Origin of the sequence: Streptomyces sp. NRRL S-495 (genome assembly GCF_000966955.1) — a bacterium.
Classification (GTDB): Bacteria; Actinomycetota; Actinomycetes; order Streptomycetales; family Streptomycetaceae; genus Kitasatospora; species Kitasatospora purpeofusca.
Map to the genome: position 1 here is coordinate 1 of NZ_JZWY01000656.1, position 14614 is coordinate 14614.

11 protein-coding genes and 1 pseudogene are annotated in these 14614 nt (G+C 74.3%); 4 read left to right on the forward strand and 8 right to left on the reverse strand.

The window, feature by feature from the left end:
* On the reverse strand, positions 1–632 hold a 632-nt coding region (locus tag VR45_RS30020; protein ID WP_045943018.1), incomplete at its 3' end, for a class I SAM-dependent methyltransferase.
* A gap of 230 nt (positions 633–862) precedes the next feature.
* On the opposite strand from VR45_RS30020, the gene VR45_RS30025 reads away from it, so the two are divergent.
* From VR45_RS30025 to VR45_RS30035, 3 genes and pseudogenes are all read left to right on the forward strand, one after another.
* The gene (locus VR45_RS30025) at positions 863–2317 is read left to right on the forward strand and encodes an MFS transporter (RefSeq protein ID WP_045943019.1); all 1455 of its coding nucleotides are present in this window, start codon (positions 863–865) and stop codon (positions 2315–2317) included.
* Positions 2318–2469: 152 nt separating this feature from the next.
* A pseudogene (locus tag VR45_RS30030) lies at positions 2470–3679 on the forward strand (cytochrome P450).
* A 117-nt stretch (positions 3680–3796) separates the two neighbouring features.
* A complete protein-coding gene (locus VR45_RS30035; RefSeq protein WP_078896954.1) occupies positions 3797–4795 on the forward strand; it encodes an isocyanide synthase family protein in 999 nt (332 codons plus the stop codon).
* Here VR45_RS30035 and VR45_RS30040 read toward each other — a convergent pair.
* From VR45_RS30040 to VR45_RS30050, 3 genes are all read right to left on the reverse strand, one after another.
* Positions 4780–5757 (reverse strand): ABC transporter ATP-binding protein, encoded by a 978-nt coding sequence (locus VR45_RS30040; RefSeq protein ID WP_078896955.1) that lies wholly within the window; start codon positions 5755–5757, stop codon positions 4780–4782. The genes VR45_RS30035 and VR45_RS30040 overlap by 16 nt on opposite strands.
* The gene (locus tag VR45_RS30045; RefSeq protein ID WP_045943023.1) at positions 5754–6788 is read right to left on the reverse strand and encodes an iron ABC transporter permease; all 1035 of its coding nucleotides are present in this window, start codon (positions 6786–6788) and stop codon (positions 5754–5756) included. Before VR45_RS30045 ends, VR45_RS30040 begins: the two co-directional genes overlap by 4 nt.
* A gap of 111 nt (positions 6789–6899) precedes the next feature.
* Complete coding sequence (locus VR45_RS30050) at positions 6900–7991, reverse strand: ABC transporter substrate-binding protein (RefSeq protein ID WP_078896957.1); 1092 nt, start codon at positions 7989–7991, stop codon at positions 6900–6902.
* A 258-nt stretch (positions 7992–8249) separates the two neighbouring features.
* Here VR45_RS30050 and VR45_RS30055 point away from each other — a divergent pair, with 258 nt between their 5' ends.
* On the forward strand, positions 8250–8999 hold the full coding sequence (locus VR45_RS30055; protein WP_045943025.1) for a helical backbone metal receptor: 750 nt from the start codon (positions 8250–8252) through the stop codon (positions 8997–8999).
* Positions 9000–9117: 118 nt separating this feature from the next.
* Here the strand turns inward: VR45_RS30055 and VR45_RS47315 are convergent, their stop codons facing one another.
* From VR45_RS47315 to VR45_RS43400, 4 genes are all read right to left on the reverse strand, one after another.
* Complete coding sequence (locus VR45_RS47315; protein ID WP_159394402.1) at positions 9118–9630, reverse strand: hypothetical protein; 513 nt, start codon at positions 9628–9630, stop codon at positions 9118–9120.
* The gene (locus VR45_RS30060; protein WP_159394403.1) at positions 9627–11219 is read right to left on the reverse strand and encodes a hypothetical protein; all 1593 of its coding nucleotides are present in this window, start codon (positions 11217–11219) and stop codon (positions 9627–9629) included. Before VR45_RS30060 ends, VR45_RS47315 begins: the two co-directional genes overlap by 4 nt.
* A gap of 262 nt (positions 11220–11481) precedes the next feature.
* Complete coding sequence (locus VR45_RS30065) at positions 11482–12999, reverse strand: lipase maturation factor family protein (RefSeq protein ID WP_078896958.1); 1518 nt, start codon at positions 12997–12999, stop codon at positions 11482–11484.
* Positions 13000–13370: 371 nt separating this feature from the next.
* Positions 13371–14435: a GAF domain-containing protein gene (locus VR45_RS43400; RefSeq protein ID WP_063772565.1), complete on the reverse strand. Its 1065-nt coding sequence runs from the start codon at positions 14433–14435 to the stop codon at positions 13371–13373.
* Positions 14436–14614: the final 179 nt, after the last annotated feature.

A 14614-nucleotide genomic window follows, 5' to 3' on the forward strand; every position in this document is an offset into this window, starting at 1 on the left:
CCCTCGACCTCCTCCCGCTGTCGGAACCGCAGCGTCGAGTCCGAGGTCAGCACCTGACCGTCCGCGGCGAAGACGAAGGTCCACCGGAACGTCACCACCGGCCCGTCCACCTCGATGACCCGGACCCAGCTCTCGACCGGGCCGACGCCCGGCAGCTCCGTCACCCGGTGGGACTTCTCCCGGGTCCACTCCTCCCAGGCGCGCGCGGCCGGATCGCGGGTCTCGAAGAGCAGGTGCCCGCCGGGCCGCAGCGCCTCGAAGGCCCCGCACAGCGTGCGCCGCCAGGCCGCCGGACCGGCGATCGCCTGGGCGACGTTGGCGGTCATCGTCACCAGGTCGACCCGCAGCGGCGGGAGGTCCGTGGCGTCGCCGTGGATCCAGCGCACCCGTCCGGCGCCCGGCTTGGCCCGGGCCACGTCGAGGGAGGCCAGGGCCGGATCGACGCCGACGACCTCGATCCCGCGGCCGGCCAGGAGGAGGGCGAACACCCCGGTGCCGCAGCCGATGTCCAGCACCCGGCGGGCCCCCAGCTCTCCGGCCAGCCGGAGGTAGGGGTCGAGATCGCCCCGGTCGGGGTCGAGCGGATCGTAGATCGCGGCCAGCCGGGGATGTCCGAAGCATTCGTCAACCATGCGTTCGAACCTATGACGGAGCGGACCCGACGCGGGTGCCGACGGCGCGCGACGGACAGTGGGGAACCGGCGGCGGGCAGCGGACAGGATCGGCCACTGTGGGCATGATCCGGCCAAGCCATAAAAATCCCCCACCTGTTCGGAACTCGAGCCGGGGTGTCTCCGACTGCTGTACCGGACGCCGCCGCCGAGGTGGTGTCCGGACAGCACGGGGGAACGGAGGATGACCCATGGCAGCGCAGCAGCCGCCCGCCACCAGTACGTCGGGTGACGGCCCGGTCCGGTCGGAGGACCGGTGGAGCCTGGTCTTCGCCGCAGGGCTGATCTCCTTCGTCGCGATGCTCGACATGAACGTGGTCAACCTCGCGCTCACCGACATCGCCGACGCCCTGGACGTCTCCCCGACCACCGCCCAGTGGGCCGTGCTCGGCTACCAGCTCCCCCTGGTGGCCCTGCTGCTGCCCGCCGGACGGTGGCTGGACCAGGTCGGCCTGCGCGCCGCCCTGCTGCTGTCGGTCGCCTGCTTCGCGCTCTGCAGCGCCCTGGCCGCCGTCGCGCCCTGGGCGAGCTGGCTGATCGCCGCCCGCCTCGCCCAAGGGGCCTTCGGCGCCGTGCTGTTCGTACTGATGCCGGTCCTCGCGGCCACCGCCGTCCGCCCCGAGCTGCGCGGCCGCGCGATGAGCGTGCCCGCCACGCTGGGCCCGCTGGGCGCCGTCCTCGGCCCGGTCGTCGGCGGCCTGCTGCTCGACCACGTCGGCTGGCGGGCGATCTTCCTCGTCAAGCTGCCGATCTGCCTGGCCGCCTGGCTGATCGCCCGCAAGGACGCCCCGCGTGGCGGCAAGCAGCTGCGGCTGCCCGACCGCGCCTCGCTCGGCGACGCCGCGCTGATCGGCTCGGCGGTCGCCTCGGTACTGCTCGGCCTCACCCTGGCCCCGGACGCGCCGCTCTGGCTGCTGCTCACGCTGCCGTCCGTGCCGCTGGTGCTGTTCTGGCTGCGCCGCCCCGGCGGGCGGCCGGTCGCCGGTGTCCTGCGCGCCTCCGGCACCGCCGCCGTCAACGGCTCGGTACTGGCCCTCGCCGCCGGCTTCGCCGCCAACCACTACCTGCTCGCCCAGTACCTGCGCCGCGACGACGGCGAGAGCGCCACCAACACCGCGCTCACCATGCTGGCGTTCCCGCTCGGCATGGTGGTGGCCGGCCGGTTCGGCGGGCGGCTCGCGGACCGCTGGGGCGCCCGCCCGACGGCGCTGACCGGCGCCGCCGTGACCGCGTTCGGCCTGCTGCTGCTCGTCCCGGTCGACACCGGCTGGTCCCCGGTCGACATCGCCTGGCGGCTCGCCGTGGCCGGCGTCGGCATGGGCCTCAACGGCGGGCCGGTCCAGGCCCTGGTGATGACCTCCGCCCCGCCCGGCCAACTCGCCACCGCCGGCTCGGCCGTCCAACTGGCCCGCAGCCTCGGCTTCGCGCTCGGCCCCGCACTGGGCACCGCCGCCACTCTCTACGGCACCACCGAGGTCGCCGGCATCCGGGCCGGGCTCACCCTGGCCGGCACCGCCGCCGCCCTCGCCGTCGGACTACTGACCCTGCACCACCGCAACAACCGCACCAAGGACGCCGCCGCCGGCGGCAGCACCGGCAGCGGGAGCACCACCGGAACCGACCGGACGATCCGCAGCCGCGTGTGACCCACCGTCACACCTCCCCCTACGCACGGCAGATCCTTACCGGAGGAACAACCGCAATGACCGACACCGTCCACGACCCGACCGCGGCGGGCGAGACGCCCGACGGGCCGCGCTGCCCGTTCGGGTACGACGAACTCCCCGATCCGGTACCGCTGTTCGGACCGGAGTACAAGAGCGACCCGTACCCGCTGTACCGGAAGATGCGGGCCGCGGGCCCGGTCCACCGGGTGACCTTCCCGAGCGGCGTCGGCGCCTGGCTGGTCACCGGCTACAAGGCGGCCCACGCGGCGCTCAACGACCCCAGGCTCGGAGCCGCAGCACTCCCAGCTCCAGGTGCACCTGCTGCACCAGGACCCGCCGAAGCACACGACGATGCGCAAGCTCGTCCTGGACGCCTTCGCGCCGCGCCGGGTGGAGGCACTGCGCCCGCGCATCCAGGAGCTGGCCGACGCCCTGATCGACGAACTCCCGGCGACCGCCCCGGCCGGCGGCACCGACCTGGTCGAAGGCTTCGCGGCCCACTACCCGTTCCGGGTGCTGGCGGCCGTGATCGGCCTGCCCCAGGAACTCGCGGTGCGCTTCGACCGCGACTGGGGCAAGGTGGTGCAACCGGTCGGCCCGCAGGACCCGGGCCGACCGGCGTACGAGGGCCGGCTGCACGGCCTCCAGGGCTACATCGCCGACGTGGTCGCCCACAAGCGTGCCACCTACGACCCCGCCGGGCCCGACGTGGACCTGCTCGGCCGGCTCGTCGCCGCCTGCGACGCCGGCGAGTTGAGCCCCGAGGAGCTCGCCTCCATGGTGTTCCAGCTGCTGGTCGCCGGCCAGGAGCCGGTCACCAACCAGATCACCACCATGCTGATCACCCTGCTCCGCCACCCGGACCAGCTCGACCGGCTGCGCGCGAGCCTCGACCCGGACGCGCCCGGCGCCGAGCCGGGCCTGCTCACCCGGGCGATCGAGGAACTCCTGCGCTACGACGGCGCGTTCGAGCTCACCACCTGGCGGTTCTTCGGAGCCGACAGCGACCTGCACGGCACCACCGTGCCGGCCGGGGACTCGGTGATCGTCTCGCTCGGCGCCGCCAACCGCGACGAGGAGCAGTTCCCGGACACCGACGTCCTGGACTTCGACCGCTCCCCCAACGCCCATCTGGCCTTCGGCCACGGCATCCACTTCTGCCCCGGTGCCGCCCTGGCCCGCGCCGAACTCCAGATCGCCGTCGGCACCCTGCTCACCCGGCTGCCCGGGCTGCGCCCGTCCGCCGCCGACGGCGAGGAGATCGACTCGCTCGCCTGGGTGCCCGCCGTCCTCGCCCGAGGGGTGAACCGGCTCCCGGTCGCCTACGACCGGCGGCACTGACCGCCCGCGAGGACCCAACGACGCGTCTCCCCGCATCCACCGCAGCGTCCCGGCGACCACCGCCGGGGCGTGGCTCCGCCTGCCCGAAGCCCGTACACCGTTCCATGGAGGACAACCATGCCGCCCGCCGGCACCACCGTCACCAGTGACTCCCAGGCCGACAGCAACGAGAGCACCGGCACCGCGTACACCGCCCCGGACCAGCAGACCGTGGCCCGGCTCTCCGCCGAGATCCTCGACCTGCTGCTGCCGCACCGCCGCGCGTCCGATCCGGACGCCGACGCGATACCCGCCGACTTCCCGCTCCAGCTGGAGCAGTTGGCGGACTTCATCACCGCCGGGGACCAGATCCTGTTCACCCTGCCCGGCTTCCCCTGCAAGTCGCCCAACCTCGCCAAGGTGCTCAGCCACCTGCCCGACGAGGGCGAGCGGCTGTCGCTCACCTTCCTCAACCGGCTCGCCGAGGAGATCGGCAAGATCTACGAGCCCGGCGCCAAGATCCTGATCTGCTCGGACGGCCACATCTTCGGCGACCTCATCCACGTCCCGGACGACCACATCGACCAGTACTCCGACGAACTGTCCGCGCTGATCGAGCGCGAGGGCCTGACCAACCTCGACACCTTCGACCTGCGGGCCGTCCTCGGCGACCTGCCCTTCGACGAGAAGCGCGCCCGGGTGCACGCCAAGTACGCGCCCACCAAGGAGGAGCTGCGCGAGCAGGTGCTCACCGACGAGGAGACCGCCAAGCTCTATCGCGGCATCACCCGCTTCCTCACCGAGGACACCTTCGGCTGGACCGGCACCAAGTCCGCCCTCCAGAAGGACTGCCGCCAGCGCGCCTACGGCGTCATCCAGCGCAGCCGCGCCTGGGGCGACCTGATCGCCGAGCAGCACCCCCGCTCGTTCCGGCTCTCCATCCACCCGCAGAAGGTCGGCGTGCTGAAGTTCGGCATCCGGCTGCTGGAGCACACGGACATGTGGATGACCCCGTGGCACTCCTCGGTGCTCCACCGCCCGGACGGCGAATGGGAGCTGATCCGCAGCGCGGAGGCGGCGAAGGTCGGCCGGCTGGTCGAGCGCAACGGCCGCCCGAGCCACTACGAGACCTCCTGACGCTCGGCGGAGACCGGAGTGGGGAGACCGGCGGGGACGGTGACTTCGGTGACCGGTACCACCGAGGGCGGGGCGATCACGCCTGCCCCGGCTCCGGTCGGCTCCTTGGCACCCGCACCCGCACCCGCACCCGCGGCACCCCTGCCCGACGGCGGCGCGACCGGACCCGGCACCCCCGGGTCCGGCGCGCCGACCGGCGCCCGGTGGTCGAACGCGATCAACGGGTCCCCCGTGAGCGGGTGTTCGATCACCGCCGCCCGCACCCCGAACACCTCGGCGAGCAGCTCGGCGGTCAGCACCTCCCTCGGCTCCCCCGAGGCGACCAGCGTGCCCCGGTGCAGCACATGCAGCCGGTCGCACACCGAGGCCGCCGCGTTCAGGTCGTGCAGCGCGACCAGGGTGGTGCGGCGCTGCTCGCGCAGCAGCGCCAGCAGCTCCACCTGGTGCCGGACGTCCAGGTGATTGGTCGGCTCGTCCAGCACCAGGACGTCCGGCTGCTGCGCCAACGCCCGTGCCAGCAGCACCCGTTGCCGCTCCCCGCCGGAGAGCTGGGCGAACCCCCGGTCCGGCGCGTGCGCCATGCCGACCCGGGTCAGCGCCTCGGTGACCAGCCGGTGGTCCTCGGCGTCGTCCTTGGCGAACGCCCGCTTGTACGGGGTCCGGCCCATCGCGACCACCTCGCGCACGGTCAACTCGAAGTCGCCGCCACGCTCCTGGGGCAGCGCCCCGATGTGCCGGGCCGACTGCGCCGGACTCAGCTCGGACAACTCCCGCCCGGCCAGCAGCACCCGCCCGGCACTCGGCCGCAGATGCCGGTAGACGGTGCGCAGCAGGCTGGACTTGCCGCTGCCGTTGGGACCGACCAGGCCGGCGATCTCGCCCTCCTTGGCGACCAGGTGGACACCGGCCACCACGGTCCGCCCGGCGAGAGTGACACTCAGGTCTTCGACGGCGATTCTCAATTCCGCTCCAGTCGTCGGTCCAGCAGGTAGAGCAGGGTGGGGGCGCCGAGCAGCGCGGTGACCACGCCGATCGGCACCTCCTGGCCGTCCAGCGCGACCCGGGCGATCAGGTCGACGACGACCAGCAGGACGGCGCCGGTGAGGGCGGACAGCGGCAGCAGCCGCCGGTGGTCGCCGCCGACCAGCAGCCGGCACACGTGCGGCACCATCAGGCCGACGAAGCCGATCGCCCCGGAGACGGCGACCAGCACCCCGGTGAGCACACTGGTGACGGCGAAGATCTCCCGGCGCAGCCGGACCACGTCGACCCCGAGGCCGGCCGCCGTCTCGTCGCCCATCAGCATGGCGTTCAGCCCCCGGGCGCGGCCCTGGAGCAGCACCAGCCCCAGGGCCACGGCGGCGGCGGGGACGGCGAGTTGGCCCCAGGTGGCGCCGCTGAGGCTGCCCATCAGCCAGAACAGCACGCCCCGGGTCTGCTGCTCGTCGCCGGTCTGGAGCACGAGATAGCTGGTCAGGCCGGTGAGGAACTGGCCGATGCCGATACCGGCCAGCACCAGGCGCAGCGGGGAGAAGCCGCCGCCGCGCCGGGCCAGCACCCACACCAGGGAGAACGCGGCGAGCGCGCCGAGGAAGGCCGCCAGCGAGACGGTCAGTCCGGCGATCCCGCCGACCGTCAGCGACAGGCCCATACCGGTGCCGAGGACGATCACGCCCACCGCCCCGAGCGAGGCCCCCGAGGAGATGCCGAGCAGGTAGGGGTCGGCGAGCGGATTGCGGACCAGGGCCTGCACCGCGGTGCCGACCAGGCCGAGCCCGGCCCCGACCGCCGCCGCCAGCAGTGCGCGCGGGACGCGCAGTTGCCAGACGATGAGGTCGCGGGTGCCGGGCGCCGGGTGCTGCCCGGTGAGCCGCCGGCCGACCACCGACCACACCTCGCCGGGCGGGATGTCCACCGAGCCGAGCGAGACGGCGGCGGTCAGCGCGACCACCAGGGCGGCGGTGAGCAGCGCGGCGAGCGGCCCGGGGCGCAGCGCCCGGACCCGCCCCCGGCGCCGGGGGCCGGGGGCGGCCGCGTCGGCGTCGGGGGCGGCGTCGGCGACAGCCTCTTTGCCGTCCGTGGCGGTGGCGGCGCGGGGCACGGCCTACTGCCCGTTCTTGACGAGCGTCGGGTGGACGGTCGCGGCGATCTGCCGCACGGTGTCGGCGTTGCGGATCCCGGCGATCGTGGTGACCTCGGAGCCGATCCGCAGGAAGTGCCCCTCCTGCACGGCCTTGAGCCCCTGCGTCGCCGGGAAGCCCTTGAGGAACGCCTCGGCCTCGTCGAAGGCCTTGCGGTTGGCGTCCTCGCTGCCCCGGTTGCGCACGGCGAGCTGGATCCAGTCCGGGTTCTTCGCCACCACGTCCTCCCAGGAGACGGGCCGGAAGTCGGCGTCGCAGTCGGAGAACACGTTGCGCGCGCCGGCCAGGGTGATCACCGCGTTGGCGATCTGCTTGCCGCAGACGGCCATCGGTTGCTTTGTACCGGCGTCGAAGTCGAAGAGGAAGTACCCGGGACGCTGCGCCTCCGGTACGCCCGCGGTGGCGTTCTTGACCTCGGTGATCTGCTTGTCCATCGCGGCGACCAGTTCCTCGGCGCGGGCCGCCGTCCCGGTGACCGCGCCCAGGCGGCGCACGTCCTCCGCCACGCCGGTCAGGTCGGTGCGCGGCCCGGACGCGGCCTTCGGACCGCTCGCGCAGGCCGTGGAGAGCAGCAGCACGTGCTGCATGCCGACCGCCTTGAGCTCCTCCTCGGTCGGCCCGGCACCGGCGGCGCCCATCATCGGCATCGGCCCGAAGGTGTCCACGTAGAGGTCGGCGCCGGAGCCCAGCAGCTTCTCCTTGGGGATCAGGGTGTCCCCGAGCACCGGCACCTTGGCGCCCTGCTCGGCCACGGCGGCCGGCAGACTGCCCTTCCCGGGCGGGAAGCCCGTCCCGATGACCCGGTCCCCGGCCCCGAGCTGGAGCAGCATCTCCAGACCGGCCGCGTCGGTGGTGACGATCCGCTGCGGCGCCCGGGAGACCGTCGTCTCCTTGCCCGCGCAGTCGGCCACCTTCACCGGAAACGCGCCGGCGGCGGACGCCTGTGCGCTCCCGCCGCCGTTCGTGGTGTCGCCGCTCCCGTCACCGCCGCTGGAACAGCCCGTGGCGAACAGGGCGACGGCTGCCGCGATACCGCAGAAGACGCGAGGGCGCATCAGTAACTCTCCTGGTCAATGGTCGTGCTCGGGTTCGTCCTGTGAACCCGGACCAGGTAGTCGGCCGCTGTGCCCTGCCGGTTCCCGGAACTTTGCCCTCCCGGCCACCGGAGCGACGGCTAGGGTGACTTGGTGAGCTTCCTTTCGACGGATGGGGCGCCGGGGGACGGTGCGGCGGTCGACGATCTTGGATTGGTCGTGCCGCTGCCCGGGGCCGGGACAGCTGACGGGGGCGGGGCAGCCGACGGGGGCGGGGCGCTGCGGCGGCGGGTGGTGTCGCTGGTGCCCTCGCTCACCGAGGCCGTGGCCGCCACCGCGCCCGGGCTGCTGGTCGGCGTGACCGACTGGTGCAGCCACCCCGCCGGGCTCGATGTCCCCCGGATCGGCGGCACCAAGAACCCCGACCTGGCCCGGATCACCGCCCTCGCCCCGGACCTCGTGATCGCCAACGACGAGGAGAACCGCCGGCCCGACCTCGACGCGCTGCGGGCGGCCGGACTGCCGGTTTGGGTCACCGACATCCGCACCCTCGACCAGGCGTTCCGCTCACTGGACCGGCTGCTCACCGTCGGCTGCGGCCTGCCCCGCCCCGCCTGGCTGGACGCCGCCGAGGCCGCCTGGGCCGAGGTCCGCCCCCTGCCCGGCCCCGCCCGCCGGGCGGTCGTGCCGATCTGGCGCCGCCCGTGGATGGTGCTGGGCCACGACACCTTCGCCGGCGACCTGCTGCACCGCCTCGGCCTGACCCTCCCGCACGCCGAGGACCCGGCCCGGCCGGAACGCTACCCCGCCGTCCCCCTGCCGGAGCTGCTGGCCGGCCGCCCCGACCTGATCGTCCTGCCCGACGAGCCCTACCGGTTCACCGCCGAGGACGGCCCGGAAGCCTTCCCCGGTATCCCGGCCGCGCTGGTGAGCGGACGCCACCTCACCTGGTACGGGCCGTCACTGGCGGAGGCCCCGGCGGTCCTGGCGGAGCAGCTGCGCCGGGCCCGGCCCGCCGGGGCGGGGTAGGGCCGGGCGGCAACGACGACACGGCCCCGGCGGCGCGGTTCGTGGACCGTGCCTCCGGGGCCGTGGTGATTCGATGGTGCGGGTGCCGTCGTGCGGCCGTGCGGCCGTGCGGCCTGGGTCAGGCGCGGGCGGCGGTGACGGCGGCGCCCAGCGCCTCCTTGATGCGCGGGCCCAGTCGGGCGAAGCCCAGCTCCTTCATCGCCGCACGGAGCAGCTCCTCGTCGCTCCGACCGGCGCCGTCCGCGTCGATCCAGCGCACGATCGCGAGCAGTTCCTCCGCCGAGTACGCGGTCACGGGCCGCCCCGGGGTGAACTCCGGCTTCGCCGGGGGCGCGGCCGCTTCGGTCGCGGTCTCGGTCTCGGTCTCGGTCTCGGCGGCAGGCTCCTCGACGACGACGGCCGGTGCCTCCGCAGCCGGCTCGGCTTCGACAGCGGGCTCGCTCTCGACTGCCTCGACGACCTCGGCCTCGGCGACGACCGCCGCCTCGGGCTCGACCTCCGCCTCGACGGTCGGCTCGGGCTCGACGGCCGACTCCGCGACCTCCGCGACCTCCGCGACCGGAGCGTCGTCCACGGCCTCGACGACCGGCTCCTCAGCCACGGCCTCGGTGGTGACGGTCGGCTCGGTCACGGCCGGCTCGACGTCGACCGGCGCCTCGGCGACCGGCTCGACCTCGACGGGGGCCTCCGTGACGGGCTCCTCCTCGACCTCGGCCTCGACCGTGGTCTCGGCGACAGCCTCGGGCTCGACCTCGGCAATCGACTCAGGGGCCTTCTCCACCGAGATCGGCTCGGCCTCGGCCTCGATCTCCGGCGCGACCTCAACCGCAAGCTCGGGCTCGACCTCAGCCACGGGCTCCGGCTCGACCACCGGCTCCACCTCGGCCACGGCCACGGCCTCGACCTCGGTGGCGGCGATGGTCTCCGCCTCCGGGGCGGAGGGCTGGGCCGGCGGGGCGGGGGTGGTGCCGAGGAGGTCGTCGGCGGCGGGCGAGGGGCCGGGAGGGTGACGACGAGCGGCTGCTCCTCGACCGGGGCCTCGGCTTCCGGGCTGTCCGCCTCGGCCTCGGCCACGGGCTCGGCGGTGACGGCCTCGGCCTCCGGGGCGTCGGTGTCCACCTCGGTGTCAGCCTCGACGTCGACCTCAGCCTCGGCCTCAACCTCGGTGGCCACGTCGGCGGCCGCCTCGGTCTCCTCCGTACCCGTGACGTCGGCCGTCACCTCGGCCGACTCCTCGGCCGTCGTGTCGGCAGCCTCCTCGACCGACGGCACCAGACCGTCGCGCTGCCCGCCGGCGAGGGCCTGGCGGGCGGCGTAGGCGGCCTCGGCGGCACGGCGGTCGGCGCGGGCGGCGGCCAGCTCGTTGAGGAGTTCGGCGAGGCCGGCCTCCTCCAGGGTGGCGCGCAGGCCGCGGACGGTGGGCAGGCGGTAGAGGGTGCCCTCGTCGGCGGCGAGGCGGTCGACCAGGTCGACGAGGTCCGGGAAGGACAGCGCGTCGAGGTCCTGGCCGGGCAGCAGGCGGGCGAGTTCGCGCACCCCGGTGTTGATCGCCTCGAAGGCCTGCGCCGTGCGGTGGACGAGGGCGGCGTCGGACGGCGCGGTGGGCAGGGTGCCGGCGGGCGCGAGGGCGGCCCAGGCCCGGCGCTCGACCGCGGCGGAGGCGAGTGCCTCGTGCAGGTCCTGGCCGCGGGGGCGGCCGGTGGTGACGGCGAGGGCGGTGGCCTGCTTGCGCAGCGAGCGGCCGCGCAGCCAGGACAGCTTGACGCCGCGCTCGCGCCTCCAGGCCCGGTCGGCGGTGGCGGCGATCAGGGAGTCGAGGTCGGCGTCGTACGCGGCCGGGGCGAGCACCGTCGAGGTGCGGCGCAGGAGCTGGAGCATCTCGACGAGTACGGCGGTCTTGCCGACGGTGTCCGGCGCGTCGATCCGGACGTCGGCGGCGAGCGCGGTGACGTCGTCCCAGACCTGCTGGAGGTCGTGTCCGCGCAGTTCGGCGAGGACGGTGGACGCGGCGCGGGCGTCCTCGGGGGTGGCGACGGTGTCCAGCGCCGCGTACCAGGGATGGGTGTCGGCGGTGAGGGTGAAGGCACCGAGTTCGGCGTAGCGGCCGAGGTCCTCGCGGAGGTCGGTGTCGGTGGTGTCCGTGGCGGCCGTGGTGTCCTTGACGTCTGCGGAGCCGGCTGCGTCGGCCGCGTCGGCGTTGCGGGAGTGAAGCACTGTCATGTGAGGTCCGGTTCTGGGCGGCTGCGGCGGGGGCGTGGGCTGGCGGCGAGGGGGCGGCGGTCCGGGTGCGCGGTGCGGCCCCGGCGGGTGGGGCTGAGGGGGCGCGCGGTAGGGCTGCCGGTCGGAGGCCAAGAATACGGGTGCCCGTTCGAGCCATGCACGCACCCACCACTCCTCGGGGCGGTGTGGCGTGCCACAGCGCCCGGCCGGGCGCCACCCGGGAGGGCCGGTCGGGTGGTCCGCGTCACCGGTCGTCACCCGCTCACCACCCGTTCGGAGCACGCCGGGACCGGCCGTCCGGGTCCGTACCGGCCGCTCCGGCCCTGCCCGGGGCCGGTGGCGGGTGGTGTCCGGCGCGGGCGAGGGCGGCGAGGTCGACCGGCGCGAGGTACTCGGTCAGCGGTGTGCGGTGCCACCAGGCTCGGGTCTGCCGCAGTTCGCGCCAATCGGTGAACCGGTAGCGGTGGAGGGTCGCCCGGACGTGGGTCGGCGGGGTGTCCGGGAAGGGGTTGTGCCGCAGCAGGCGCAGGGTGTCGGGGTCGTTGACGAGCAGCCGGGCGACGAACGGCAGGAACCACGGCCGGGCGTACCCGGTGGAGATGGCGGCGAACCACATCAGCCAGTCCAGCCGCAGGTGGTAGGGGGCGTACTGGCGCGGGAGGCGGCGGACGTCGCCGGGTTTGCCCTTGAACCCGTACTCCTTCCACACGGTGTGCCGGGTCACCACCGGCTCGTCCGTCCCTTCGAGCACGACCTCCTGCCGGGTGCGGCTGACGCTGCCGAACGCGCCGTAGGTGTTGACCAGGTGGAGGCGGTTGAAGGAACGGTTCATGACCTGGTGGGGCGAGACCATGTTGCGGACCGGCCAGTAGCTCAGGACGAGGACGGCGGCGGTGAGCGCCAGGGCCAGGGCCTCGAACCAGACCGGGGTGCCCGGGTAGGCGCGCGGGTGGACGGGCAGGCCGAGGCGGGCCGGGTCGACGGCGGCGAGGGCGAGCGCGACGGTGAGCCAGTTGAGCCAGGCGAAGTTGCCGGAGGCGACCAGCCAGAGCTGGGTGGCGACGACGACGCAGGCGGCGAAGGTCGCGACGGGTTGCGGGAGGAGCAGGCAGACCGGGACGAGGAGTTGGGTCAGGTGGTTGGCGGCCGCCTCGACGCGGTGCAGCGGCCCGGGCAGATGGTGGAAGAACCAGCTGAGCGGACCGGGCATCGGCTGGGTCTCGTGGTGGTAGCGCAGGCAGGTCAGGTCGCGCCAGCAGCTGTCGCCGCGCAGTTTGATCAGTCCGGCGCCGAACTCGACCCGGAAGACCAGCCAGCGCAGCAGCCACAGGACGGGGGCGGGCGGGGCGGTGTCGGCGTTGCCGAGGAAGGTGGCCAGGAAACCCGCTTCCAGCAGCAGCGATTCCCACCCGAACGAGTACCAGGTCTGCCCGACGTTGACGATCGACAGGTAGAGGACCCACAGCACCGCCCAGCAGAGCATCGACACTCCGAGCGGGACGGCGTCGCCGAGGCCGCCGAGGAGGGCGGCGGAGAGCGCGGCGCCGGTCAGGGCCGCGGCGGCGAAGAAGCGGTCGCTGTAGTGGAGGTGGAAGAGTCCGGGTGCCTGCCGGAACGGGACCCGGGCGGTGAAGCGGGGGACGGGGAGCATGCCGCGGCTGCCGATCAGGGCGCGGAACTGCCGGGCGGCGGCCAGGAAGGCGATCAGGTAGAGGGCGGCCAGCATCCGTTGCACGAGCAGTCTGCTGAGCCAGTACTCGGGGGCGGCGAACCACTGCATGCGGCCCATGCCTACCACCGGCGGCGGCCGCGGGGGCCGGTCCGGCGGGGCGGCGGCGGGCGGTTCACCCGGACAGCAGCGCGGCGGGGAGCCTCTCCTCGGGGGTGAGAGGCGCCCCGCCGCGATGGGACGGCTCGCCGCGGTGGGCGGCCGGTGCTGCGGTCCGACGCGCGGTCGGGGCGCGTTCGGGACCTGGGCGGAACCTGGTCGGGAGCTGGTCGGAACCCGTTTGGGAGCTGGGCGGGCGGTCGGGACTGGGTCGGGGCGCGGTGCCGCCGCGGTGGCGGCCGGTGCTGCGCCGTACGGAACTCCGGTGGTGCGTACGCGGTCCGGGGGGTGACCCGCACGCGGTCGGGCCGGGCCGGGCGTGCTCAGCCCGGCAGGACGAGGCCGGTCTCCCCCGCGCCGAGGCCGGGGCGGCCGACCGGGGGGGTGCCGTTCTGCTGGAGGCGGTCCACCAGGAGGGCCGCGAGCGTGCCGAGTTCCTCCTCGGTGCGGGACTGCGCGGTGACGTCCATGCCGACCGTCAGCACGCCGGTGACCTGGCCGGTGCGGGCGGTGCGCAGCGGAGTGCAGGTGAAGCTGAAGATCTGCTGCCCGCGCTGGGCCTCGGGGCGCAGGGACTGGACCCGCACCTCGTTGAGGACGGTGGCGCGGCCGGTGTGGTACGCCTCGGAGACCGCCTGCTGGAGGCCGGCGGCGCCGAGTTGGGGGTAGGCCAGGCCGACGGCGCCGTACGCCGCCGGGGCGCCGAAGGTGTCGGCGTGCTGGGCGTTGGCGTAGCGGATCTCCTGGCCGGGGCCGTCGGTGAGCATGATCGGGAACGGCGAGCCGTCGAAGGCCGCGAACATCTCCTGCTGCTGGGCGAGCAGGTTGTCGCGCAGGCGGATCTCGGAGAGCAGGGCCTCGGCGAGGTGCTGGATGTCGCGCAGCCGTTCGCGGCCCCACTGGCGGGGTTCGCGGTCGAGCACGCAGACGGTGCCGATGACGGTGTTGGTGTCGTCGACGAGCGGGGCGCCGAGGTAGGCGCGGACGCCCAGTTCGTCGACGACCGGGTTCCCGGCGAACCGGGGGTAGGCGAGGATGTCGTCGAGCGCGAGGGGGGAACGCTGCGCGACGACGTGGGGGCAGAAGCCGTGACTCAGCGGCATCTCCCGGGTCGGAAGGTCGAAGGCGATGCCGCGATCGGCCCACGAGGAGCCTTCTTCGGCCACCGCATCGGTGGAGTTTGGCGGGATGTAGAGCCCCCGGAACATCTGCCGCTCGTCGTTGATGAAGTTGACCATCGCGATGGGGGCGCGGGTGATGCTGGCGGCCAGGTGGGCGAAGCGGTCGAAGGCCTCGTCCGCGGTGGGCTCGTTGAGGCCCAGGCTGCGCAGCCTGCGGGCCCTCTCGGACTCGCCGGCGGCACCCGGGAACTGGCCTTGAGTGCTCATCACATCAGTCATGGCGCACATGTAATCAGACATCCGGCGCCTTACGCGCTCCCGGGCCCTCCCCTTCCCCGCTGCTGATGCTCAGTCAAAGCCGCATGTCGGCGGCGAGGCGGCGGGCGGCCCACCTGCGGGCGGCGGAGGGCCGTCCGGCGGGCCGCCGCGCGGGAACGGGCCGGGAA